Genomic DNA, 22,847 nt, shown 5'->3' on the forward strand with positions numbered 1-22,847 from the left:
TCGACTCGACCGGAACCGCGGGGGCGCCAAGGAGACCCCACTGTGATGGTTGTCGCTTTCGACGCCGCGAAGCAACCATCAAGCCTTTGTCACACAGGGTTTGCAGCAGAAATCAGCCGGTGACCTGATAGGACGCCGACGCCTGCTCGAACAACCGCGTCACCTCGTCCCGCTCGGCCTCCGGGCCGCGCACCTGCACGACGTGGTACTTCCCGTCGATCAGGATCGCGACATTGCGCACGAAAATCTCGCGCCCCTGGTCGTCGGTCCAGGTGAACTGCCCCTCGGCCATGGCCCGCTCCCCCACCTGAATGGTCTTCAGCCCACTGGAGGAGGCCCAGCTGGAGTCGCGGTACGGCTGCAACTCCCGCTCGTGTTCCCGCTGGTAGACCATGGGATCGCTGCCGTACTGCGCCGTGGTGTCCCGGCCCGGTACGACGATGAGGTCGAAGTCACCGTGTGCGTACACCACCTGCCCGCGCCCGTTCTCCGGCGTACGGTCCCAGCCGCTGGCCACGGCCACCTGGAACCCGGCCGTGTCCTTCTGCAGGGTGAAGCCGTCGGGCACCTCGGGGCCGTTGGTCTGCGTCTCGGTCGAACCGGCCGACTCCGAGGGGCTGTTGTCGGTCGCCGGAGAGGTCTGGTCGGGCCGCGGTTCGCTGCTCGCGTCGGCGGACTGGTCGGGCGCCTCGCTCGCCTGTCCCGCCGCGCCGGTGCGATCGGCGTCCGCGGCGGCGCCGTCGCCCTGGTCGGACTTCGGCATGAACAGCATGGCGTACGCGATCGCCGCGGCCATGCCGAGCAGGACGAGCACCAGCAACGCACGCCCGAGCCTGCGCGGCGAGTGCGCCGCCTCCTGCTTGGCCCGCTTGTGCCGCCCGTGATGCGCGGGCAGCCCGGCCCGGCGCCTGCGCACCAGCTCGCCCCGGCGCCGCACGATCGGCAGCCGGTTCGGGTCGGCCGGCGGGGCGGCGACGACATGCGCACCGGCCTCCGGCTCGGGCGCGGACCGCACGAGCGAACGCAGCCAGCCGCGCACTTCCTCGAAGTCGAGGCGCTCGGTGGGGTCCTGACGCAGCAACGACTCCACGACCGGCCTGAGCGGTCCGCACTCCTCGGCGAAGGCGGGCGGCTCCGCGCAGACCATCTGCACCAACTCGGCCGTCGACTCCTCCGGATACGGCGCATGCCCCTGTACGGCCCGGAAGAGCAACGCCCCCAGCGCCCACAGGTCGGTAGCGGGCCCGATCGGCGCCGCCAGCTGCCAGTTCTCGTGCACGGGCCCGGCCTGCTCCGGCGCCCATCGCTCGGTCACGGGTCCGACCACGGCCATCCGCGCCTGCCGTGCCCGCTCCGCGGCGAGTGCGGTGGTGGGCCCTCGGTGGGCTGGAGTACCGGCCACCAGGTCGCCCCAGCGGGTCGCGGGGTGGGCGGAGTCGCCGACGGGCGGCCCGATGGGATCGCCGGGAGTGACGGGCACGCCACGCGCGACCGAGCCCGGGGTGCCGGGGGCAGGAGCGCCCTGTGCGGGAAAGCCGCCGGCGTCGGGCGTGTGCACGCCCCGCGCGGGATAGCCACTGCGGCCGGGAGCGGGGGCGGGGGCACCCGCGGCAGCGGACGCCTCGCGCCCCGGAGCGGGCAGGCCGCCCGTGGCGTAGCCACCGACGCCCGGCGCGGGCACACGTGTGTCGTACGGGGCGCCAGGGGTCCCGGGCTGCGCGCCCGTCCCCGCCGGCGGAAGTGCCGTACGGCCCCGGCCCTGATCCGGCGCGGCTCCACCGGCCCCGCTCCGTGGCGCGGCGCCGTGCCAGGGCGTGGTCTGCGTGCCGTACGGGTCGGTGATCTGGCCGGGAGGCATGGTGACGCCGTTGCCGGAGTGGTAGGGCTGCTGCGCCGAGCCGTTGGCCTGGGCGGCACGGTCGACTTCGGCTGCCGGGCGCCCTGCGGGCAACGCCGCCCGCCCGTTCTGCGCCTCCTGCACCCGGGCTGCCGCACGGGCGCCCGCCCGATACGCGGCGATGGCTCCGGCCCGCGCGGCCCTGATGTCCCCACCGGCTTCGAGGGCGCCACCCGGTGCCGCGCCCGAGGCCCCTGCTCCGGGGCCCGTCTCGGCCGCCGGCAGCGGCAGACCCTCGGTGGCGCGCGCCTCTATGGCGGCCCGCCGGGCAGCCTCGGGGTCCACGCCGGCAGCGCCGGCCCCGGTCCCGGCGGCGTGTCGGCCGGGTGAGCCGGGACCGCCCGGGCCGCCGGCCTCTCCGCCCGAAGCCGCCCCGCCACCGAATGTCCCGACGGCGCCGTCGCCGGCACCGTCCTCGACCGGCACCGGGTCATACCCGCACAGCGCCTCCTCCGCGGCCCCGACCGCGAGCCCGGTCAGCATCACCCGGCCGTCGTCGCAGACGAGCACCGTGCGGGCGGTGATGTTCCGGTGGACCCAGCCGTGCGCGTGCAGCACCCGCAGCGCCATGAGGACGTCGGAGGCGACCTCGGCCGCCCGGTACGGCGTCAGCGGCTTCTCGGCGAGCAGCGCGGCCAGCGGGCGCGCACCCACCAACTCACTCACTATCCACAGCGAACCGCCCTCGGCGAACACGTCGAAGACCTGGTCCAGCCGCGGATGGTCGGGAATCCGCGCCGCGGCCTGCGCCGCCTCGACCGCCCGCCGCACGGCGGGATCGCTGGGCCGCCGCGTGCTCGAACGCGCCGAGGGCCGTCGCCCGGGCCCGCGCTCGCGCGCATCACGCGCCGTGAAGCCGTCGGGCAGCCCCTCGGCGTCGAGTACCTCCGCCTCGACGACCTCCGGCAACGGCACCTGCCGGACCAGGACTTCCTGCCCGCTGTAGGTGTCGAAGGCGCGCGTCTCGGTCAGTTCGTACTCGTCGGACGGCGGCAGGGGCAGGCGGTAGCGGTCGGCCAGTACCCGACCCGCATAGTCGTCCACGTTGCCTCCCCCGGCCGCCCGGTTGGTCAATTCCGTTCGCCTTGCGTCCCGCTCCGGACGCACGACTGTATGCGTACGGTCCGCAAGCACTCACGATACGTGCCGGAGGCAACTCGAAAAGAGGGGTTGCGGGATCTCACGGCCCAATCGCGCCCTTGGCGAGCCCAAACCGAAATTCGCTCACTTCACGACTTCGGCTTGAACGAGTCCGTCAGCGTCTGCCAGGTGTCCTTACGCAGGTCACTGTCCCAGTTGGCGGCTTTCGCGGTGTACATCAGCGCATATCCGAGTTGCTCGTTCACCACGAACCCTCGGTCGATCGTCCGGTACTCCGTCCCGCCCTCGGCATAGGTGAACTCCCAGTCGGCCGTGTTCCAACTGCGGTAGTCCACCTCCTCTATCCGGATCTTCTTGTACCCGGAGCGCTGCATGTACTGCTCCTGGTTCTTCCAGTCCGCCACCGGGTCGCCCTTCGGCGTGGAGGTCCAGGCGACGAGCAGCTTCTGCCCGTCGGGCCCGGTGAACCGGTCGCCCGCCGACCCCGTGGACTGGAACTTCCATCCCTCGGGCAGCCCGAGCGAGTACCCCTGGCTCCCGTTGTGCGTCGACGCGGCCTTGCTTCCGCTGCCGGACCCGGCCTCGTCTCCGCTCCCGCCGGTCGCCCCGGCACTCGGCGTGCTCCCGCTCCCCGTCCCGGAACCCGACCCCGACCCGGCCGACGCGGACTTCTCCGCGTCCGTGCGGGTCTTGTCGTCGTCGTCCTTCTTGGTGTCGGAACTCGCGCTCGCCTTGGCAGAAGCCTTGGCACCGCCACCACTCGCCGCCCCGGTCGAGTCGTCGTCGCCGAGCGTGAGGGCAAGCACCACACCGATCACGGCAACCACCACGGCCACCGCGATGATCGCCAACGTCCGCTTCGGCACCACATCGGTGAGCGACGCCCTCGGCACGGGCCGCGACGGCAGATCCGGCGGCGCCATCTTGGGCCACCCCGAACTGCCCCCCGCGCCCTGCCCGTTCGCCGCCTGTCCGTCCCGCTCACCGCCACGGTCACCGGCACCTGACCGCTCACCGGCATCAGCACCGGCACGGTCACCACCGGTCGAACCGGCGCCCACCCCGGCAGCCCCGGCGCCGGAGGCCCCAGCACCGGAAGCCCGGCCGGAACTCCCAGCCTTCGACGACGCCCCGGCCCCGCCCACGCCCGCGGACGACCCACTGGCCGCCGCCCCGTCGGCCCCGGAGGCAGCCGTCTCACTGCCGGACTTGGTACGGGCGGCAGCCGCCCCGGCCGCCCCCGCACTCACCGCGGCCTTGCGCACGGAACGCAGCGCCCCGCGCAACCGCTCCCCGGCCTCCTCGCCCCGCTTACCGGCCCCGGCACCCGAACGGCCCCTGCTCTCCGGCGCGTCGGGCTGCGGCGGCAGCGGCACGACCTTCGTCGCGTCCGCCGGCTCCGGCTCGGACTTGGGCGCCGGCGCATGAATGACGGCGTTGAGCATCGCCCGCGCACCGGCGTCGTCGAGCCGCTTGGCGGGGTCCTTGGTGAGCAGGCCGTAGATGACGTCCTTCAGCGGTCCCGCGTTCTTCGGCTCCTCCAGCGGCTCCGTCATCACCGCTGTGAGCGTCGCGATCGCGGAACCCTTGTCGTACGGCGGCACACCCTCGACCGACGCGTACAGCAGCCCGCCCAGCGACCACAGGTCGGCCGCGGGGCCCGGCTTGTGGCCGCGGGCCCGCTCCGGGGAGATGTAGGACGGCGCGCCGACGAGCATGCCGGTCGAGGTGATGGAGGGGTCGCCCTCGACCTGGGCGATGCCGAAGTCGGTGAGCACGACCCGCTCGGTGTCGGACTCCAGCAGGACGTTCGACGGCTTCACGTCGCGGTGCAGGATGCCCTCGCGGTGCGCGGAGCGCAGCACGTCGAGGACGGCCAGGCCGACCTCGGCGGCCCGCTTGGGCTCCAGGAGGCCGTCCTCGCGGATGACCTCGGCGAGCGACTTGCCCTCGACGAGTTCCATCACGATCCACGGCCGGTCGTCCTCGTCGACCACGTCGAACACCGTGACCGCGCTGTTGTTGCGGATCCGGGCGATCGCCTTGGCCTCACGCAGCGTGCGCGTGATCAGCCGCCGCTTCTCCTCCTCGTCGATGTTCGACGGGAACCGCAACTCCTTGACGGCGACGGTCCGCCCCAGAGTCTCGTCCACGGCCCGCCACACCGTGCCCATGCCGCCCCGGCCGAGCACCGCTCCCAGCCGGTACCGCCCCGCGAGGAGACGCTCACGGTCGTCCTGACGAGTCTCCTGACGAGATGTCCCCGCCCGCTCCGCCTCCGACATGCGTCCCCTCATACAACCCGCCCTGACAGAGCCTCCATTGTCTCTCACCCGACAAGTGCCCGACGCCCAGGGTGCCTCACGCGTCGCCACCCGACCGCACGGCCCGAGCCGCCCGGGCACCGCACACCCGGAGCCCGGTGAATCACAGGTTCCGCTTGCCCGGCATGATGACCCGCGACAAGGGAAGGACCCCGCATGGCGCGAACCGCGATGCCACTGCTTCGGACACTACTGGCCATACCTGTGTGCCTGACCGTCCTCTGCCTCGTGTCCCCGGCTCTTCTCGGCCTGTCCCCCACCTTCTCGGCCTCCTCGTCGGCACGCAACGCCTCGCCCACCTCCACAACACCGGCGACAAACGCCCTGCTGTCCCTGCTGGTCACCCGGGGCAAGGCTCCCGCCGCGGCGCTGCTGGCCCGCGAGGACGGCGCCACCCGCTATGCCGGGGCCGGCCAGGGCATCGCCCGCACCGACCACTTTCGGGCCGGCAGCATCACGAAGACCTTCATCGCGACGGTCGTCCTCCAACTGGCCGCCGAGCGACGCCTGTCCCTGTCCGACACGGTCGAGCAGCACCTGCCGGGACTGGTGCGCGGGGCGGGCAACGACGGGCGCGCGCTGACCCTTCGTTCCCTGCTGACCCACACCAGCGGCCTGTACGACTTCACCGCCGCCTCCGGAGGGACCGTCCCCGTCACTCCGCTTCAGGCCGTCCGCATCGCCCTGACCCACCCCCCTGCCCACCCGGGCAGTTACTCGTACTCGAACACCAACTACGTCCTGCTCGGCCTGGTCGTCAAGCAGGTCACCGGCCGCTCGTACGCCGCCGAGGCCGAACGCCGAGTCATCGCCCCGCTGGGTCTGACCGGCACCTCCTTCCCTGGCTCACGCACCTCGCTCCCCTCCCCGCACGGCCGCGCCTACGCAGCCGACGGGACCGATGTCACCGCGCTCGACCCGCGGGTGGCCGGCGCCGCCGGCGAGCTGGTGACCACGCTCGCCGACCTCGACCGCTTCTACGCCGCGCTGCTCGACGGCCGCCTGCTGCCCCCGCGCCGGCTGCGCGAGATGCTCGACATCCGTGCCGCGCATGGCTCGTACGGCATGGGACTCTTCCCCGTGAAGCTGCCGTGCGGCACCGTCGTATGGGGGCACAACGGGCGCATCGCCGGCAGCTACGTGCGCTCCGCGGCCACCGTCGGCGGGCGTCGTGTCCTGACCTTCCGGGTGAACACGACGGCGATCGCAGATCCCGGTCTCGAACGCCGGCTGCTCGCCGCCGAGTTCTGCCCTCGCACCTGATAGAACGGGCGGGGTTCGAGCAGAGATCCCGGCCTCCGTAGCCCGTTCGGGTGACGTCCCGCGCCCTCACCGACGCTGCGGCTGCGCGGGGCCGCGGACCCGCTGCCGCCGGCGGCCCCCACCCCGGAGTGCTACAGGGGCACGATGTCCGGCGCCCCCAACCGCGCCGCGTCCGCCGTCAGGTCGTCCGGCTGCCGCTGCGACTCCCGCTCAGCCTCCACCCGCTTCTCGTAGTGCTGGACCTCGCGCTCGATGTGGTCCTTGTCCCAGCCCAGCACCGACGCCATCAGCCCGGCCGCATCGCGCGCGCACCGCGTCCCACGGTCGAACGTCTCGATCGAGATGCGCGTCCGCCGCGTGAGCACGTCGTCCAGATGTCTGGCCCCCTCGTGCGAGGCGGCGTACACGATCTCGGCGCGCAGATAGTCGTCGGCGGACTGCAGGGGCTCCCCCAGCGCGGGATCGGCGGCGATGAGCTCGAGCACCTCCTCGGCCAGCGACCCGTACCGGTTCAACAGGTGCTCCACCCGCACCACATGGATCCCCGTCTGCGCCGCGATCCGCGCACGGGCGTTCCACATCGCGCGGTACCCCTCCGCGCCCAGCAGCGGAATGTCCTCGGTGACGCACTCGGCGACCCGCATGTCGAGCCCGTGCACGGCCGCGTCCACCGCGTCCTTGGCCATCACCCGGTACGTCGTGTACTTGCCGCCGGCCACGACGACCAGTCCGGGCACGGGGTGGGCCACGGTGTGCTCGCGAGAGAGCTTGCTGGTGGCGTCCGACTCTCCCGCGAGCAGGGGCCGCAGTCCCGCGTACACGCCCTCCACGTCGTCCCGCGTCAGCGGCACCGCCAGCACCGAGTTCACGTGTTCCAGCAGGTAGTCGATGTCCGCGCTGGACGCGGCCGGGTGGGCCTTGTCGAGGTCCCAGTCGGTGTCGGTGGTGCCGACGATCCAGTGCCGGCCCCAGGGGATGACGAACAGCACGGACTTCTCGGTGCGCAGGATCAGGCCCGTCGAGGAGTGGATGCGGTCCTTGGGCACGACCAGGTGGATGCCCTTGGAGGCGCGTACGTGGAACTGTCCGCGCTCCCCCACCATCGACTGGGTGTCGTCGGTCCACACACCGGTCGCGTTGACGATCTGCTTGGCGCGGATCTCGTACTCGCCGCCCCCCTCGACGTCCTGCACGCGGGCCCCGACGACGCGTTCGCCCTCGCGCAGAAATCCGGCCACTCGCGCGCGGTTGGCGACTTTCGCGCCGTAGGACGCCGCCGTACGCACCAGGGTGGCGACATAGCGGGCGTCGTCCATCTGTGCGTCGTAGTACTGCAGCGCGCCGACCAGCGCGTTCTTCTTCAGGGCGGGGGCGACGCGCAGGGCGTTGCCGCGGCTCAGGTGGCGGTGCATGGGCAGGCCCCGGCCATGGGTGCGGGCCATCGACATGACGTCGTAGAGCAGGACGCCGCAGCCGGCGTACAGGCGCTCCCAGCCCTTGTACTGCAGCGGGTAGAGGAACGGCACCGGCTTGACCAGGTGCGGCGCCAACCGCTCCAGCAGCAGGCCGCGCTCCTTCAGGGCCTCGCGCACGAGCGCGAAGTCGAGCATCTCCAGATAGCGCAGGCCGCCGTGGATCAGCTTGCTGGATCTGCTGGAGGTGCCCGACGCCCAGTCACGTGCCTCGACCAGGCCGGTGGACAGTCCGCGGGTCGCCGCGTCGAGGGCGGTGCCGGCGCCCACCACGCCGGCGCCCACGACCAGTAGGTCCAGCTCCCGCTCGGCCATTGATGCGAGTGACTCGGCGCGCTCCGCCGGCCCCAGTGTCGCTGTCCTCACCGCTGCCTCCCGCTCATCGCTCGCGTAGGCCGCACCCGTCGGGCGAAGCCCGGTTCATACCCCCCATGCCCAAATTCTGACCGGGTTGCCCGGCTTCAGCCACCACTGGCCCCCAGCCTGTGGACAACACTCACGGAAACGCGATCATTCAATGCCGCAAATCGGTCATATTTACTCCTAGTCTGACATTGCGCTCCCTCGATCTGTCCACAGGGCTTGCGCACCTGCCCCGCTTCGGTTATTGGGAAGGACGGCCCACGCCATGCCCTCAGATCTCGCCGTCATCGGACTCGGCCTGCACGGCCTGCCCCTGGCGAAGGCCGCCGTCGCGGCCGGCATCCCCACGCTCGGTTACCGGACCGGGCCCGAGGCCGGCTCCCTCAGCCCCGCCGAACTGCGCCGGATGCTCTCGGGGGGCTTCCGGCACGCCACCAGCCCCGCCGAGCTCGGCCGCGTGCGCACCGCCGTCATCTGCGCGCAGACCCCGCGCGGCGCGGACGGCGGGCTGGACCTGAGCCAGGTGGAGGGGGCAGCCCGCACCCTGGCCGCTCGGCTGCGCCCGCACACCACCGTCATCCTGGAGTCGCCCGTGCCACCGGGCACCACCGAGAACGTCCTGCGCCCACTCCTGGAAGAGGTCTCCGGACTGCGCGCCGGCCGCGACTTCCACCTCGCCTACTCCCCCAGCCGTGTCGACCCCGGCAACCGCGATTTCACGCCCGCCAACACCCCCAAGGTGATCGGCGGCCTCACGCCCGCGTGCACCGAGTCGGCCGCGGCCTTCTACGGCCGTCTCACCGACAAGGTGGTACGCGCGCGGGGGCTGCGCGAGGCGGAGACGGTGCAGGTACTGGAGACCAACTTCCGGCATGTGAACATCGCCCTTGTCAATGAAATGGCCGTTCTCTGCCACGACTTGGGCGTCGACCTGTGGGACGTCATCCGCTGCGCGGAGACCAAGCCGTTCGGCTTCCATGCCTTCCGCCCCGGCCCGGGCGTCGGCGGCCACGCCGTTCCCCAGGACCTCAGCGGCCCCGCCGGCCGCACCCTGCGCATGGTCGAACTGGCCCAGCAGGTGAACAGCCAGATGCCCCGCTACGTCGTCCAGCGCGCCGCGACCCTGCTCAACGAGCACGGCAAGTCCGCGCGCGGCGCCCGCATCCTCCTGCTCGGCGTCACCTACAAGCCCGACCTGGCCGACCAGCAGTCCACGCCCGCCCAGGAGGTCGCGATCCGCCTGATGGAGCTGGGCGCCTGCGTCAGCTACCACGACCCGCACATCCCGTCCTGGAACGTCCTGGACCGCCCGGTCCCGCGCGCGGACGCCCTGTACGAAGCGGTCGCGGACGCCGACCTGACGATCTTGCTCCAGCAGCATCGGACGTACGACTTGCAGGGCCTGTCCGTGAAGGCACAGCTGCTGCTAGACACGCGGGGCGCGGCGCCCACGGGGGCGGCGCATCGACTGTGACGGGGCACGCAAAAGGGCCGGTCACCCCACCCGGGGTGACCGGCCCTTCCCTGACATGGGCGTAACCACGCAGCGGCTAGCGCTGGTGCTGCGAGTCCGCGACCGTGACCTCGACCCGCTGGAACTCCTTCAGCTCGCTGTACCCGGTCGTGGCCATCGCCCGCCGCAGCGCACCGAAGAAGTTCATCGAGCCGTCCGGAGTGTGGGACGGCCCTGTCAGGACCTCCTCGATGGTGCCGACCGTGCCGAGGTCGACCTTCTTGCCACGCGGCAGCTCCTCGTTCACCGCCTCCATGCCCCAGTGGTGGCCCCGGCCCGGCGCGTCGGTCGCGCGGGCGAGCGGGGAGCCCATCATCACGGCGTCCGCGCCGCAGGCGACCGCCTTGGGCAGGTCGCCGGACCAGCCGACGCCGCCGTCCGCGATCACGTGCACATACCGGCCGCCGGACTCGTCCATGTAGTCACGGCGGGCCGCCGCCACATCCGCGACCGCCGTCGCCATCGGCACCCGGATGCCCAGGACGTTGCGCGTGGTGTGCGCGGCGCCGCCGCCGAAGCCGACCAGGACGCCCGCCGCGCCGGTGCGCATCAGGTGCAGGGCCGCGGTGTACGTGGCACAGCCGCCGACGATCACCGGGACGTCGAGTTCGTAGATGAACTGCTTCAGGTTCAGCGGCTCGTGCGAACCGGAGACGTGCTCCGCCGAGACCGTCGTGCCGCGGATGACGAAGATGTCCACGCCCGCGTCGACGACCGCCTTGGAGAACTGGGCCGTGCGCTGCGGGGAGAGCGCGGCGGCCGTGACCACGCCCGAGTCGCGCACCTCCTTGATGCGCTGCCCGATCAGCTCCTCCTTGATGGGAGCGGCGTAGATCTCCTGGAGGCGGCGCGTGGCGGCCTCGGTGGGCAGCCCGGCGATCTCGTCGAGGAGCGGCTGCGGGTCCTCGTACCGCGTCCAGAGTCCTTCGAGGTTCAGCACGCCGAGGCCGCCGAGCTCGCCGATGCGGATCGCGGTGGCCGGGGAGACGACCGAGTCCATGGGGGCGGCCAGGAAGGGCAGCTCGAAGCGGTAGGCGTCGATCTGCCAGGCGATCGAGACCTCCTTCGGGTCCCGCGTACGGCGGCTGGGGACGACGGCGATGTCGTCGAAGGCGTACGCCCTGCGCCCGCGCTTGCCGCGCCCGATCTCGATCTCAGTCACGTCTGTGGCCTTTCCCTGTTGCGTTCAGCGTCTTCCAGTATCGCCGACGGGTACGACAAGGGCGGCCCCGGTGCACCGGGGCCGCCCTCGAAGGAGGCTGCTGACTACTTACGGCTGTAGTTCGGCGCCTCGACCGTCATCTGGATGTCGTGCGGGTGGCTCTCCTTGAGGCCGGCGGAGGTGATCCGCACGAAGCGGCCCTTGGACTCCATCTCCCCGACGGTGGCCGCGCCCACATAGCCCATGGTCTGGCGCAGCCCGCCGACGAGCTGGTGCAGCACGTTGGCCAGCGGGCCGCGGTAGGGCACCTGGCCCTCGATGCCCTCGGGCACGAGCTTGTCGTCGGAGGACACCTCGGCCTGGAAGTAGCGGTCCTTCGAGTACGACTTGCCCTGGCCGCGGGACTGCATGGCACCGAGCGAGCCCATGCCGCGGTACGACTTGAACTGCTTGCCGTTGATGAACAGCAGCTCGCCCGGAGACTCCTCGCAGCCCGCCAGCAGCGAGCCCAGCATCACCGTGTCCGCACCGGCGGCGAGCGCCTTGCCGATGTCGCCGGAGTACTGCAGGCCGCCGTCGCCGATCAGCGGGATACCCGCGGCGCGCGCGGCCAGGGAGGCCTCGTAGATGGCGGTGACCTGCGGGACGCCGATGCCGGCGACGACGCGGGTGGTGCAGATGGAGCCCGGTCCGACACCGACCTTGATGCCGTCGACACCGGCATCGATCAGCGCCTGGGCGCCGTCGCGGGTGGCGACGTTGCCGCCGATCACGTCGACGTCCACGCTCGACTTGATCTTCGACATCCAGCTGAGGGCGTTGCTGCTGTGGCCGTGCGAGGTGTCGACGACCAGGAAGTCCACGCCGGCTCCGGCGAGCGCCTGGGCACGCTCCAGGGCTTCGGGGCTGGCGCCGACGGCGGCACCGACGAGGAGTCGGCCCCCGGCGTCCTTGGCCGCGTTGGGGTACTGCTCGGCCTTGACGAAGTCCTTGACCGTGATGAGGCCCTTGAGGACGCCCGCCTCGTCGATCAGGGGAAGCTTCTCGATCTTGTGGCGGCGCAGCAGCTCCATCGCGTCGCTGCCGGAGATGCCGACATGGCCCGTGACGAGCGGCATCGGCGTCATGACCTCGCGCACCTGACGGTCGCGGTCCGTCTCGAAGGCCATGTCGCGGTTGGTGACGATGCCGAGCAGCTTGCCGGCCGGGTCGGTGACCGGGACACCGCTGATGCGGAACTTGGCACACAGGGCGTCGGCCTCGTCGAGGGTCGCCTCGGGGTGCACCGTGATGGGGTCGGTGACCATGCCGGACTCGGACCGCTTCACGAGGTCGACCTGGTTGACCTGGTCCTCGACGGACAGGTTGCGGTGCAGCACGCCGACGCCGCCAAGGCGGGCCATGGCGATCGCCATGCGGGACTCGGTCACCTTGTCCATGGCCGCCGAGAGCAGCGGGATGTTCACACGGACATTGCGGGAGATGCGGGACGAGGTGTCGACCGCGTTGGGGAGCACCTCGGATGCACCCGGCAGCAGCAGCACGTCGTCGTAGGTCAGCCCGAGGGTTGCGAATTTACCGGGCACTCCGTCGACGTTGGCAGTCATGACACCTTCCCCAAATGGCCTTGATCGGTGCGGATGTCCATGCTAACGGGAAGCATGAGGCTCAAATTCCACGGTTGCGGCCCACCCCGGGCTTCGTATGTTCGTACGGAACCGGAGTGAGGCATGTTCATTTGGGGGCGCACTCAAGGCAGCACTGCCGGAGCCCTACTGCTCGGCCAGCGCGCGCAACCTGCTCAGCGCCCTGTGTTGGGCAACCCGGACGGCGCCGGGTGACATTCCCAACATCTGACCCGTCTCTTCCGCGGTCAACCCCACCGCGATCCTCAGCAGCAACAGCTCCCGCTGGTTCTCGGGCAGGTTGGCCAGCAGTTTCTTGGCCCACTCGGCGTCGCTGCTGAGCAGCGCCCGCTCCTCCGGACCGAGGGAGTCGTCCGGGCGTTCCGGCATCTCGTCGGACGGGACCGCCGTGGAACCCGGGTGCCGCATCGCCGCCCGCTGCAGGTCCGCGACCTTGTGCGCGGCGATGGCGAAGACGAACGCCTCGAAGGGGCGGCCGGTGTCCTTGTAACGCGGCAGCGCGAGAAGGACGGCGACGCAGACCTCCTGGGCGAGGTCCTCGACGAAGTGACGGGCGTCACCCGGAAGACGGGACAGCCTGGTGCGGCAGTAGCGCAGGGCAAGGGGGTGGACGTGCGCGAGCAGATCGTGCGTGGCCTGCTCGTCCCCGTCCACAGCGCGGTGGACGAGCGCTCCGATCGCCCCGTGGGCATGAGCCGCCTCGTCCTCGCGCATCGGTCCATGGTGCCTTGCGGCCGTTTGGTCCGTGGCATCGTGTCCGACGTTGTGCACCGAAGCGTTATGAGCAGGTGCGGCAGAACTCATCCCCTGCGCCCTCCCCTTCCGCTCGACCGACTCGTCCCCGAGAGACTCCACATTCTCAAGGATGCGGCATCCGCGGCGAAACGAGCACCGGGCGCCGACAGGACCCCTTGACCGGCCTCGCAACCGCGCCCCGGAAGGGGCGCAGGGAACTGCGCGGCCGGCCACAAACGACCCGCACACAGCAACGGTCCGCAGGACCGAGCTCTCAGCGAACCAGACCCCACCGGAATCCGAGCGCCACGGCGTGCGCCCGGTCCGACGCACCGAGCTTCTTGAACAGCCGCCGGGCGTGCGTCTTCACGGTGTCCTCGGACAGGAACAGCTCCCGGCCGATCTCCGCGTTGGAACGACCATGGCTCATTCCCTCGAGCACCTGGATCTCACGCGCCGTGAGCGTCGGCGCCGCACCCATCTCGGCGGACCGCAGCCGCCGCGGGGCGAGCCGCCACGTGGGGTCGGCCAGCGCCTGCGTCACCGTGGCGCGCAACTCCGCGCGCGAGGCGTCCTTGTGCAGATAGCCACGGGCACCGGCGGCGACCGCGAGGGCCACGCCGTCCAGGTCCTCGGCGACGGTGAGCATGATGATGCGCGCACCTGGGTCGGCGGACAGCAGCCGCCGCACGGTCTCGACGCCGCCCAGTCCGGGCATGCGTACGTCCATCAGGATCAGGTCCGAGCGGTCGGCGCCCCAGCGGCGGAGGACTTCCTCGCCGTTGGCCGCCGTCGTCACACGCTCGACGCCGGGCACGGTCGCGACCGCGCGGCGGAGCGCCTCTCGGGCAAGCGGGGAGTCGTCGCAGACGAGGACGGATGTCATGGCCGCCCTCCGCAGCTGATGCACGTCACCTTGAGCCTCCAGGCTGGTACGAAATCGTCACCTGTGCGGTCGACCGCCTCGGACGCGTGCCCGAGCGCTTGTTGCTTCAACCGCCTCCGCCCTCTCAACGACGGTCACTCGAAAGAGTTACGGGGGCATGTGCCGTCTTCGGCACTCTACGTGAGGGGGCGGACACGGGGCAGACATGCACGACGGACCCTCAATGTTTCACCACAACCCATGCCCCATTCAGCCCTTTTTCTTCCCGTTTCACAGCGTTTGGGGCTAGATTCGCAATGAGTCATATTTTCATCTTCTTAGATCGTAGATGTACGGTCGTAGACACCGTATCCGCCCAGAACGGCTACAAGGGGTCACGCAATGGCAGATTTCTCCCGCCTTCCCGGACCGAACGCGGACCTGTGGGACTGGCAGCTGCTGGCTGCATGTCGCGGGGTGGACAGTTCGCTCTTCTTTCACCCGGAGGGCGAGCGCGGTGCGGCTCGGAGCGCTCGAGAGAACTCGGCCAAGGAGGTCTGCATGAGGTGCCCGGTGCGCGCGCAGTGTGCGGCGCATGCGCTGGCGGTGCGCGAACCGTACGGCGTCTGGGGCGGCTTGACCGAGGACGAGCGCGAGGAGCTCATGGGGCGGGCACGCAACCGGCTGGTGTCGGCCTCGGCGGCCGGCGGGGAGTCCGGCCCGCACAATTGAAGGAACGTTTCTGCACCTAAGGGCACGCATATGCGTGCCCTTCTTCTCGCGCTGGGTCGTGTCCGGCCTAGCGGGCGGCGGCCCTCGCCAGCTGTTCCAGCGTCGCCGCGACGGCGGGCACCTGCGCCAGGTCGGGCAGGGTGAGCGCGACGATCTCCCGCCGGACCGCCGGTTCCAGCGTCACCATGCGGGCCCCCCGCGGCCGTACGGACTCGACGGCGAGCTGGGGCAGGACGGCCACCCCCAGGCCGGCGCCGACCAGGCCGACGACCGCCGGATAGTCGTCGGTGGCGAAGTCGATGCGGGGCGTGAAGCCGGCGCTCTCGCACACCTCGATCAACTGCCCGCGGCAGCGCGGGCATCCGGCGATCCAGGGCTCGGCCGCGAGCTCCCCGATGGCGACGGATCCGGAGGCCGCGGTCCGTGCGAGCCGGTGCCGCTCGGGTACGAGACCGACGAGCCGGTCCGTCAGCAGCGGACGTACGACGAGGTCGTCCCACTCCCCTTCCTGGGCCGCACCCTCGTACCGGAAGGCGAGGGCCACGTCGCAGTCGCCCTCGCGCAGCAGCTCGACGGATTTCGGCGGCTCGGCCTCCTCCAGGGAGACCCGGGTGCCGGGGTGCGCGGCGCGCAGGGCGGCGAGGGCGGTCGGGACGAGGGTGGAGCTGCCGCTGGGGAAGGAGACGAGCCGCACCCGGCCGGCCCGCAGCCCGGCGATGGCGGCGACCTCCTCCTCGGCGGCGGTCAGTCCCGCCAGGATCCCGGCGGCGTGCCGCACCAGTGCCTCGCCGGCCTGGGTCAGCCGCATCTCGCGTCCGGTGCGGATCAGCAGGGGCGTGCCGACGGAGGCCTCCAGGGCCTTCATCTGCTGGCTGACGGCGGGCTGGGTGCAGCCCAGTTCACGCCCCGCCGCGGAGAAGGAACCGGTGGTGGCGACGGCGCGCAGGACGCGGAGGTGACGGGCTTCGAGCACGGAATCGAGCATAAGCCAGCCTTGGAGTACGTGCCGAATAATGCGTCGACACTTTGGACGTACGTCGCCTACCGTGCCGTCATGAAGCTTCTGTCTGTGAATCTGGGCCGCGCGAAGGCGGCGCCGTACACGGATCACGCCGACGGTGTGACCGGCATCGACAAGCAGCCGGCGGCGGGGCCGGTCCTGGTGACCGCGCCCGGGCCGAAGGGCGTCGGGGGGAGCGGGCTGGCCGGGGACACGGTGTGCGAGAAGCGGCACCACGGCGGCGACGACCAGGCCGTGTACGCGGTCGCGCGCGAAGACCTCGACGACTGGGAGCGCGAGCTGGGGCGGTCGCTGGCGAACGGCGTGTTCGGCGAGAACCTCACGACGTCCGGCCTGGACGTGTCCGGTGCGCTGATCGGAGAGCGCTGGCGGATCGGGCCCGAGGTGGTGCTGGAGGTGACGTGCGGCCGGATTCCCTGTCGTACCTTTCAGGGCCATCTGGGTGAGACGCAGTGGGTGAAGCGGTTCACTGCGAAGGCCGCGCCGGGCGCGTATCTGCGGGTGATCGAGCTGGGTGAGATAAGAGCGGGCGACGCGATGGAAATCATTCACCGCCCGGATCACGACGTGACGGTGGCGCTGCAGTTCCGGGCGGTCACGACGGAGCGGAAGCTGCTGCCGCGGCTGCTGGCGGCGGGTACGGCGCTGCATCCGGAGTCGCTGGCGGCGGCTCGGAAGTATGTGTCGCAGCACGGGGTCTGACCACGGCTCACCTGCCTGCCGTTCGCACGGGCTTCACCGACTGGGAGGCCCTGTGCAGAGAGCGGACGCGCAGACTCCGGGTCATTAACCTTGCGCCATGACAACGGCTCTCATCACGGGATCGACCGCGGGCATCGGCGCGGCCTTCGCACGGCGGCTGGCCGCCGACGGACACAACCTGGTGCTCGTGGCCCGGGACACCAAGCGGCTTCAGGAGCAGGCGACCGAACTGCACGACCGGCACGGCATCGAGGCGGAGGTCCTGACGGCCGACCTCGCCGAGGACACCGGCATCGAGACGGTCGCCGCCCGCCTCGGCGACCGCAGGAACCCGGTCGACCTGCTGATCAACAACGCCGGCTTCGGCAACAAGGGCCGCTACCTCGACGTCTCCATGGCCGACGAGCTGAAGATGCTCAAGGTGCACTGCGAAGCGGTACTGCGCCTGACGTCGGCGGCGTCGGAGGCGATGCGGGAGCGGGGGCGGGGCGGTGTCGTGAACGTCGCCTCCGTGGCGGCCTTCGTACCGCGCGGCACGTACGGCGCGTCCAAGGCGTGGGTCGTGCAGTTCACGCAGGGTGCGGCGCGGGATCTGGCCGGGAGCGGGGTGCGGCTGATGGCGCTGTGCCCGGGGTTCGTACGGACCGAGTTCCATGAGCGGGCCGGCATGGGCACGGACAACATCCCGGGGTGGATGTGGCTGGACGCGGACAAGCTGGTGGCGGCTGCGCTCCACGATCTGGCGAAGGGCAAGCCGGTGTCGATTCCGGACCCTCGCTACAAGGTCCTGCTGGGCGCGGCGAAGCTGGTGCCGCGGGGGGTGCTCGGGGGGATCAGCTCGCGGACGGGGCGGAAGTACGGGCCGCAGTAGGCGCGTTGGCGAGGGGCGGGCGCCTGGGCCGTCGCGGTGGGAAAATGGTGGTGTCCAGCCGTACCCAGCACGACCGGGAGGCCACGACGTCATGACCTTCGTACAGCTCATCGACTGCAGGACCAGCCGTTTCGACGACATGAACCGGCTCATGGACAGGTGGGTCGAGCAGACCAAGGGGAAGCGGACGGCGACGCACGACGTCATCGGGAAGGACCGGTCCGACGCGTCGCACTTCATCGAGATCGTGGAGTTTCCGTCGTACGACGAGGCCATGCGGAACTCCGATCTGCCCGAGACCGGCAGGATCTTCCAGGAGATGGTGGCGCTCTGTGACGAGCCGCCCACGTTCACGGATCTGGACGTGGTGCGCGACGAGCAGCTGAACGTGCTGGCCGCGCGGACCTTCTTCGAGGCCATGGGCAGGATGGCGCCGGAACGGATCGGCGAGCACCTCACGGACGACTATGTGGATCACGATCCGTCGTATCCGCGGCCGGTGCAGGGCATTGACGGCATGCGCGAGGTGTATGCGGGGTGGCGGGGCGCCTTCGACTTCACCTTCCGGATCGACGACCAGATGGCCCAGGACGACCAGGTGTGCACCCGGTGGACGTTGGTCGCGCGGCACAAGGGCGACTTCCTGGGGATTCCGCCGACCGGGCAGGACGTGTCCATGCAGGGCATGACCTGGCAGCGGTTCCGGGACAGCAGGATCTGCGAGAGCCGCTGGCTCTACGACCGGGCGGGTCTGCTGGAGCAACTGGGGGTACTCGGCGAGTGAAGCCCGCGAAGGGAAGGCCCCGGTCCCGCGCGAGAGCGCGGGACCGGGGCCTTCTGCGTGCGTATGAGCCGCTGGGCTCAGCGCGCGTGAGCTGCTGGGCTCAGTGGGCGTGCCCGTGGCCGTGGCCACCGGCCGCCGGCTCTTCCTCTTCCTTCTTCTCGACGACCAGGGTCTCGGTCGTCAGGAGGAGGGAGGCGATGGAGGCGGCGTTCTCCAGGGCGGAGCGGGTGACCTTGACCGGGTCGATGACGCCGGCCTTGACCAGGTCGCCGTACTCGCCGGTCGCGGCGTTGAAGCCCTGGCCCTTGTCGAGCTCGGCGACCTTGGAGGTGATGACGTAGCCCTCCAGGCCGGCGTTCTCGGCGATCCAGCGCAGCGGCTCGACGGCGGCCTTGCGGACGACCGCGACACCGGTGGCCTCGTCGCCGGTCTTGCCGAGGTTGCCCTCGAGGACCTTCACGGCGTGGACCAGAGCGGAGCCACCACCGGAGACGATGCCCTCCTCGACCGCGGCGCGGGTCGCGGAGATGGCGTCCTCCAGACGGTGCTTCTTCTCCTTCAGCTCCACCTCGGTGGCGGCGCCGACCTTGATCACGCACACGCCGCCGGCCAGCTTCGCGAGGCGCTCCTGGAGCTTCTCGCGGTCCCAGTCGGAGTCGGTGTTCTCGATCTCGGCCTTGATCTGGGCGACGCGGCCCGTGACGTCCGCGGAGTCGCCGGCACCGTCGACGACCGTGGTGTCGTCCTTGGTGACGGTGACGCGGCGGGCGCTGCCCAGCACGTCCAGGTCGGCCTGGTCGAGCTTGAGGCCGACCTCCTCGGAGATGACCGTGGCGCCGGTGAGGACGGCCAGGTCCTGCAGCATCGCCTTGCGGCGGTCACCGAAGCCGGGGGCCTTGACGGCGACCGCGTTGAAGGTGCCGCGGATCTTGTTCACGACCAGGGTCGACAGGGCCTCGCCGTCGACGTCCTCGGCGATGATCAGCAGCGGCTTGGAGGCACCCGCCTGGATGACCTTCTCCAGCAGCGGCAGCAGGTCCGCGATGGAGGAGATCTTGCCCTGGTTGATGAGGATGTACGGGTCCTCCAGGACGGCCTCCATGCGCTCCTGGTCCGTCACGAAGTACGGCGACAGGTAGCCCTTGTCGAAGGCCATGCCCTCGGTGAAGTCCAGCTCCAGACCGAAGGTGTTGGACTCCTCGACGGTGATGACACCGTCCTTGCCGACCTTGTCCATCGCCTCGGCGATGAGCTCGCCGACCTGCGTGTCCTGGGCGGACAGACCGGCGACGGCGGCGATGTCGGACTTCTCGTCGATCGGGCGGGCGGTCGCGAGGAGTTCCTCGGAGACCGCGGCCACGGCCGCGTCGATGCCCTTCTTCAGCAGCGCCGGGGAAGCACCCGCGGCGACGTTCTTCAGGCCCTCGCGCACCAGAGCCTGGGCGAGCACGGTGGCGGTGGTCGTACCGTCACCCGCGATGTCGTTGGTCTTGGTCGCCACCTCCTTCACCAGCTGGGCGCCGAGGTTCTCGTACGGGTCCTCGACCTCGACCTCACGGGCGATGGTGACGCCGTCGTTGGTGATGGTGGGCGCGCCGAACTTCTTGTCGATGACGACGTTGCGGCCCTTGGGGCCGATCGTCACCTTGACCGTGTCGGCCAGCTTGTTGACGCCGCGCTCGAGGGCGCGACGGGCGTCCTCGTCGAACTTCAGGATCTTCGCCATGACAGCGGGAGCCCTCTCGAATCTGTGGGTGAAAAAGACACTGCGCCCCGGGCGCCCGGTTTCTTATGTGGTCGCGGGGGCCAGGGGCGCAGCTGGAAGCAAAATGCTTGAGGTGTCTTACTTCTCGATGACCGCGAGCACGTCGCGGGACGAGAGGACGAGGTACTCCTCGCCGTTGTACTTCACCTCGGTGCCGCCGTACTTGCTGTACAGCACGATGTCGCCGACCTTCACGTCGAGCGGAAGGCGCTCGCCGTTCTCGAAGCGACCCGGGCCCACGGCCAGGATGACGCCCTCCTGGGGCTTCTCCTTGGCGGTGTCCGGGATGACCAGGCCAGAGGCCGTGGTCTGCTCGGCGTCGAGCGGCTGGACCACAATGCGGTCCTCGAGCGGCTTGATGGCAACCTTGGAGCTGGTGGTCGTCACGATCCGACCTCCCCCTTCGGAGATCTCACGGGGTTAACTGTCTGAGGTGGCGACCAGGTGGATCCGTCGTCGCGGGTGCCGGACCTGCCCGTCGCGTAGTTGGCACTCTCCAGTGGGGAGTGCCAGACCCGAGACTATGACCGCGATTAGCACTCGGTCAAGCGGACTGCTAATTCGCTGCGCTGGCTGAGCCGCGTTCGGGTGACCGGTACTGCCGGTGACCGGTGTTGCCGTGGCCGCCTGGGGGCTGCCGCCCCCAGACCCCCGCTTCGGCCTGAACGGCCTCGTCCTCAAACGCCGGACGGGCTGAAGTGCACGAACCGGCGCCGGGAAGTTCCGTCAGATGTAGTCCTCCAAACGGCCCACCGTCAGCCCCCGCTCCTGGATCTCCCGGAGCAGCCTCGTCGTCCGCTCTCTCAGCGTCAGCCCGGCCGGCTCGCCCGAGGGGACCGACACGATGTCCCCGGCTCGCAGCCGTCCGGGGCCGTGTGCGTACGTCAATTCGCCGTCGCCCTCCATCGCCGCCCGCCACAGCACGACCGCCGTCACCCCGCAGTGGGCCGCGGCCCGGAGCGTGGTCGTGTCGTACGTGCCGTAGGGCGGGCGGAAGAGGCGGGGGCGGATGCCGAAGCGGGCGCGGAGCTTGTTCTGCTGGCCGCAGATCTCGGCGCGCTGGCCGGCATACGGCAGGCCGCGCAGGGCGGCGTGGTCGAGGGTGTGGTTCTGGATCGACGCGCCCACCGCGCGCAGGCGCGCGAAGTGGCCGTATCCCGGGCCGACCACGCTGTCCGTGAGGAACATGCTGACGGGCAGCCGTAGTTCACGGACCATGTCGACGAAGCGGGGGTCCTTCTCGGCGCCGTCGTCGTAGGTGAGGAAGACGACCTTGTCGCGGGTGGGGGCGCGGTGCACGACGGGCAGTGGGTGGCCGCCGGGCGGCCCGGGCCGCAGCCGCCGGGCGGGCGGGGGCGGTGGCGCGGCGAGTGGGGCCGTCAGGCCCCAGCGGCGGTACGGCTGTGCCGTGTGCGTCGGGCTGCCCGCCGGCCGTGTGCTGTGGGCCGCCCTGTCGCCCGGCTTCGCTCCGCCGGGGCCGGCCGGACCGACCGGCTGCGCACACCCGGCGAGCAGTACCGAAGCCAGAACCACGACCGCCACGGCCCACGGACCGGGCGTCCGCCTCACAGGTAGTCCTCGAGCCGGGCCACCGCGTACCCCTCGGCCGTCACCTTGTTCAGGAACCGGCGGATCATGTCGGGCATTGTGCCCTTCCAGTCCTCCCGGCCCCGGAAGTGAGTGAGCACGATGTCACCCGATCGGATCTTCTGGTCCCACTCGCGGTACTCCCAGTGGTCGACGAAGACCTCCTCGTTCCACAGCGGGACGTACTCGATGCCGCACGACTTCGCCGCGCGCAGGCTGTCCTTGTCGTAGTTCCCGAAGGGCGGGCGGAAGAGCAGCGGGGGCTTGCCGTAGCGCTCCTCGATGACGTCCTGCATGCCGCAGATCTCGTACTGCTGGCGGCGGTAGGAGAGGGCGGGGAGGTAGGGGTGGTGGAGGGTGTGGTTGTTCAGGGTCACGCCGCTGCGCTGCATCCGCTTGAAGTAGCCGTAGTCGTCCTTGATCACGTAGTCGCTGAGGAAGGCGGTGTACGGCACCTTCAGGTCGTCCATCATCCGCAGGAAGACGGGGTCCTTCTCGGCGCCGTCGTCGATCGTGAGAAAGACGACCCGCTGCTTGGTGGGGACGGTCGTGAAGACCGGCGGGAGGCCGAGCTCCTCGTGCCCGTCGACCTCGAAGCCCTCGCGGGTGGTGATCTTCGGTTTGGTGGCGGGTGGGGGCGGGGGCGTGAGCGGGATTCTCGACAGGCCCCAGCGTTTCGCTGCGGCGGCCCGGGCGGCGACGGACTGCGCCGACTTGAACTTCTTCGGGTGCGCGCCGGGGGTCTTCCCTGCGTGCGGGCCCGCACTGGTGGCCGGGGGCGGTGCCTTGAGGGGCTGCCGGCCCGAGGTGGGGTGCGCGGGCCCGGAGGCGCCTGTGCCCGCCGGTGCGCAGCCCGCGGCGATGGCGGCGACGGCGAGCACGGCGACTGCTCCGCGGGCCCGTGAACCTGCCGCCGTCCGGCCACGCCGCCCTGCGAATGCCCCATTGGGGCTACTTTTGTCATTTTGTACTACTAGTCGCATGGTGCGGGATCTTGGCAGGCACCCGACCCGAAGCCGGGCAGACACCGCCGTCGAGAGACGC

At 70.8% G+C, this 22,847-nt stretch carries 18 protein-coding genes; 6 read left to right on the forward strand and 12 right to left on the reverse strand.

Going from position 1 to position 22,847, the window contains the following annotated elements; all coding sequences use genetic code 11:
• Nucleotides 1-112: 112 nt before the first annotated feature.
• Complete coding sequence (locus tag OHO27_RS16085; protein ID WP_328424492.1) at nt 113-2,941, reverse strand: protein kinase; 2,829 nt, start codon at nt 2,939-2,941, stop codon at nt 113-115.
• A gap of 185 nt (nt 2,942-3,126) precedes the next feature.
• Nucleotides 3,127-5,283 (reverse strand): serine/threonine-protein kinase, encoded by a 2,157-nt coding sequence (locus tag OHO27_RS16090; protein ID WP_328424494.1) that lies wholly within the window; start codon nt 5,281-5,283, stop codon nt 3,127-3,129.
• A gap of 210 nt (nt 5,284-5,493) precedes the next feature.
• Here OHO27_RS16090 and OHO27_RS16095 point away from each other — a divergent pair, with 210 nt between their 5' ends.
• The gene (locus OHO27_RS16095; protein WP_328430458.1) at nt 5,494-6,585 is read left to right on the forward strand and encodes a serine hydrolase domain-containing protein; all 1,092 of its coding nucleotides are present in this window, start codon (nt 5,494-5,496) and stop codon (nt 6,583-6,585) included.
• 131 nt (nt 6,586-6,716) lie between these two features.
• Here OHO27_RS16095 and OHO27_RS16100 read toward each other — a convergent pair whose 3' ends face one another.
• On the reverse strand, nt 6,717-8,423 hold the full coding sequence (locus tag OHO27_RS16100) for a glycerol-3-phosphate dehydrogenase/oxidase (RefSeq protein ID WP_328424499.1): 1,707 nt from the start codon (nt 8,421-8,423) through the stop codon (nt 6,717-6,719).
• A 262-nt stretch (nt 8,424-8,685) separates the two neighbouring features.
• Between OHO27_RS16100 and OHO27_RS16105 the strand changes: the two genes are divergently transcribed.
• Entirely contained in the window at nt 8,686-9,894 is a 1,209-nt protein-coding gene (locus tag OHO27_RS16105; RefSeq protein WP_328424501.1) for a nucleotide sugar dehydrogenase, read from the forward strand.
• Between the two features lie 76 nt (nt 9,895-9,970).
• Here the strand turns inward: OHO27_RS16105 and OHO27_RS16110 are convergent, their stop codons facing one another.
• From OHO27_RS16110 to OHO27_RS16125, 4 genes are all read right to left on the reverse strand, one after another.
• Nucleotides 9,971-11,095 (reverse strand): GuaB3 family IMP dehydrogenase-related protein, encoded by a 1,125-nt coding sequence (locus OHO27_RS16110; RefSeq protein WP_328424503.1) that lies wholly within the window; start codon nt 11,093-11,095, stop codon nt 9,971-9,973.
• A 104-nt stretch (nt 11,096-11,199) separates the two neighbouring features.
• The gene (guaB, locus tag OHO27_RS16115) at nt 11,200-12,702 is read right to left on the reverse strand and encodes an IMP dehydrogenase (protein WP_328424505.1); all 1,503 of its coding nucleotides are present in this window, start codon (nt 12,700-12,702) and stop codon (nt 11,200-11,202) included.
• 165 nt (nt 12,703-12,867) lie between these two features.
• Nucleotides 12,868-13,455: a sigma-70 family RNA polymerase sigma factor gene (locus OHO27_RS16120; protein WP_328424507.1), complete on the reverse strand. Its 588-nt coding sequence runs from the start codon at nt 13,453-13,455 to the stop codon at nt 12,868-12,870.
• A 295-nt stretch (nt 13,456-13,750) separates the two neighbouring features.
• Nucleotides 13,751-14,362, reverse strand: a complete 612-nt coding sequence (locus OHO27_RS16125; protein ID WP_003948568.1) for a response regulator transcription factor — start codon at nt 14,360-14,362, stop codon at nt 13,751-13,753.
• Nucleotides 14,363-14,743: 381 nt separating this feature from the next.
• On the opposite strand from OHO27_RS16125, the gene OHO27_RS16130 reads away from it, so the two are divergent.
• A complete protein-coding gene (locus OHO27_RS16130) occupies nt 14,744-15,073 on the forward strand; it encodes a WhiB family transcriptional regulator (protein WP_328424509.1) in 330 nt (109 codons plus the stop codon).
• 67 nt (nt 15,074-15,140) lie between these two features.
• Here the strand turns inward: OHO27_RS16130 and OHO27_RS16135 are convergent, their stop codons facing one another.
• Nucleotides 15,141-16,046: a LysR family transcriptional regulator gene (locus tag OHO27_RS16135; RefSeq protein ID WP_328424511.1), complete on the reverse strand. Its 906-nt coding sequence runs from the start codon at nt 16,044-16,046 to the stop codon at nt 15,141-15,143.
• Nucleotides 16,047-16,127: 81 nt separating this feature from the next.
• Between OHO27_RS16135 and OHO27_RS16140 the strand changes: the two genes are divergently transcribed.
• The 3 genes from OHO27_RS16140 to OHO27_RS16150 all read left to right on the forward strand — a co-directional run bounded on the left by OHO27_RS16140 (nt 16,128) and on the right by OHO27_RS16150 (nt 18,451).
• Nucleotides 16,128-16,796, forward strand: coding sequence for an MOSC domain-containing protein (locus OHO27_RS16140; RefSeq protein ID WP_328430459.1), 669 nt, complete (start codon nt 16,128-16,130; stop codon nt 16,794-16,796).
• Nucleotides 16,797-16,893: 97 nt separating this feature from the next.
• Nucleotides 16,894-17,667 (forward strand): SDR family NAD(P)-dependent oxidoreductase, encoded by a 774-nt coding sequence (locus OHO27_RS16145; RefSeq protein WP_328424513.1) that lies wholly within the window; start codon nt 16,894-16,896, stop codon nt 17,665-17,667.
• A gap of 91 nt (nt 17,668-17,758) precedes the next feature.
• Nucleotides 17,759-18,451: an ester cyclase gene (locus tag OHO27_RS16150; RefSeq protein WP_328424515.1), complete on the forward strand. Its 693-nt coding sequence runs from the start codon at nt 17,759-17,761 to the stop codon at nt 18,449-18,451.
• 100 nt (nt 18,452-18,551) lie between these two features.
• Here OHO27_RS16150 and groL read toward each other — a convergent pair whose 3' ends face one another.
• The 4 genes from groL to OHO27_RS16170 all read right to left on the reverse strand — a co-directional run bounded on the left by groL (nt 18,552) and on the right by OHO27_RS16170 (nt 22,786).
• The gene (groL, locus tag OHO27_RS16155) at nt 18,552-20,177 is read right to left on the reverse strand and encodes a chaperonin GroEL (protein ID WP_328424519.1); all 1,626 of its coding nucleotides are present in this window, start codon (nt 20,175-20,177) and stop codon (nt 18,552-18,554) included.
• Between the two features lie 117 nt (nt 20,178-20,294).
• Complete coding sequence (gene groES / locus OHO27_RS16160; protein ID WP_013001368.1) at nt 20,295-20,603, reverse strand: co-chaperone GroES; 309 nt, start codon at nt 20,601-20,603, stop codon at nt 20,295-20,297.
• A 339-nt stretch (nt 20,604-20,942) separates the two neighbouring features.
• Complete coding sequence (locus OHO27_RS16165) at nt 20,943-21,749, reverse strand: polysaccharide deacetylase family protein (RefSeq protein ID WP_328424522.1); 807 nt, start codon at nt 21,747-21,749, stop codon at nt 20,943-20,945.
• Between the two features lie 32 nt (nt 21,750-21,781).
• On the reverse strand, nt 21,782-22,786 hold the full coding sequence (locus tag OHO27_RS16170) for a polysaccharide deacetylase family protein (protein WP_328424524.1): 1,005 nt from the start codon (nt 22,784-22,786) through the stop codon (nt 21,782-21,784).
• Nucleotides 22,787-22,847: the final 61 nt, after the last annotated feature.

The organism is Streptomyces sp. NBC_00443 (genome assembly GCF_036014175.1).
Taxonomy (GTDB): Bacteria; Actinomycetota; Actinomycetes; order Streptomycetales; family Streptomycetaceae; genus Streptomyces.

What these genes read in the sequence shown, in the direction of transcription:
- OHO27_RS16170 (WP_328424524.1), bottom strand. Translation starts at nt 22,786, where the DNA reads ATGCGACTAGTAGTACAAAATGACAAAAGTAGCCCCAATGGGGCATTC.
- OHO27_RS16095 (WP_328430458.1), top strand. Translation starts at nt 5,494, where the DNA reads ATGCCACTGCTTCGGACACTACTGGCCATACCTGTGTGCCTGACCGTC.
- groL (WP_328424519.1), bottom strand. Translation starts at nt 20,177, where the DNA reads ATGGCGAAGATCCTGAAGTTCGACGAGGACGCCCGTCGCGCCCTCGAG.
- OHO27_RS16090 (WP_328424494.1), bottom strand. Translation starts at nt 5,283, where the DNA reads ATGTCGGAGGCGGAGCGGGCGGGGACATCTCGTCAGGAGACTCGTCAG.
- guaB (WP_328424505.1), bottom strand. Translation starts at nt 12,702, where the DNA reads ATGACTGCCAACGTCGACGGAGTGCCCGGTAAATTCGCAACCCTCGGG.
- OHO27_RS16105 (WP_328424501.1), top strand. Translation starts at nt 8,686, where the DNA reads ATGCCCTCAGATCTCGCCGTCATCGGACTCGGCCTGCACGGCCTGCCC.
- OHO27_RS16140 (WP_328430459.1), top strand. Translation starts at nt 16,128, where the DNA reads ATGAAGCTTCTGTCTGTGAATCTGGGCCGCGCGAAGGCGGCGCCGTAC.
- OHO27_RS16130 (WP_328424509.1), top strand. Translation starts at nt 14,744, where the DNA reads ATGGCAGATTTCTCCCGCCTTCCCGGACCGAACGCGGACCTGTGGGAC.
- OHO27_RS16120 (WP_328424507.1), bottom strand. Translation starts at nt 13,455, where the DNA reads ATGCGCGAGGACGAGGCGGCTCATGCCCACGGGGCGATCGGAGCGCTC.
- OHO27_RS16150 (WP_328424515.1), top strand. Translation starts at nt 17,759, where the DNA reads ATGACCTTCGTACAGCTCATCGACTGCAGGACCAGCCGTTTCGACGAC.
- OHO27_RS16145 (WP_328424513.1), top strand. Translation starts at nt 16,894, where the DNA reads ATGACAACGGCTCTCATCACGGGATCGACCGCGGGCATCGGCGCGGCC.
- OHO27_RS16125 (WP_003948568.1), bottom strand. Translation starts at nt 14,362, where the DNA reads ATGACATCCGTCCTCGTCTGCGACGACTCCCCGCTTGCCCGAGAGGCG.